This window comes from Streptomyces sp. NPDC006235 (genome assembly GCF_040613735.1).
Classification (GTDB): domain Bacteria; phylum Actinomycetota; class Actinomycetes; order Streptomycetales; family Streptomycetaceae; genus Streptomyces.
This window is the reverse complement of the sequence record NZ_JBEXSR010000007.1, coordinates 272,137-272,716: the sequence shown is the minus strand read 5'-3', so window position 1 is coordinate 272,716 and position 580 is coordinate 272,137. Positions and strand designations below refer to the sequence as shown.

Genomic DNA, 580 nt, shown 5'->3' with positions numbered 1-580 from the left:
ACCGCCAAGGCGCCCTCGAACCCGCCCACCAAGCCGTACGCCACTACACCCAACTCGCCCACACCAACCCCGCCGTCTACCTCCCCCACCTCGCCGGATCACTCAACAACCTCGCCGCCCACCTGGCCGAGACCGGAGACCGCCAAGGCGCCCTCGAACCCGCCCACCAAGCCGTACGCCACTACACCCAACTCGCCCACACCAACCCCGCCGCCTACCTCCCCCACCTCGCCGGATCACTCAACAACCTCGCCGCCCACCTGGCCGAGACCGGAGACCGCCAAGGCGCCCTCGAACCCGCCCACCAAGCCGTACGCCACTACACCCAACTCGCCGACGCCAACCCCGCTGCCTACCTCCCCCACCTCGCTACCTCACTCAACAACCTCGCCAACCACCTGGCCGAGACCGGAGACCGCCAAGGCGCCCTCGACCCCGCCCACCAAGCCGTACGCCACTACACCCAACTCGCCGACGCCAACCCCGCTGCCTACCTCCCCGACCTCGCCATGGCGCTCAACAACCTCGCCGCCCGCCTTGCCGAGACCGGAGACCACCAAGGCGCCCTCGAACCCGCCGT

General features: G+C 70.0%; 1 protein-coding gene. It reads left to right on the top strand.

Annotated features, from left to right (window positions below):
• The coding region (locus ABZ192_RS12220) for a tetratricopeptide repeat protein (protein ID WP_356924414.1) at window positions 1–580 on the top strand (580 nt) is incomplete at both ends.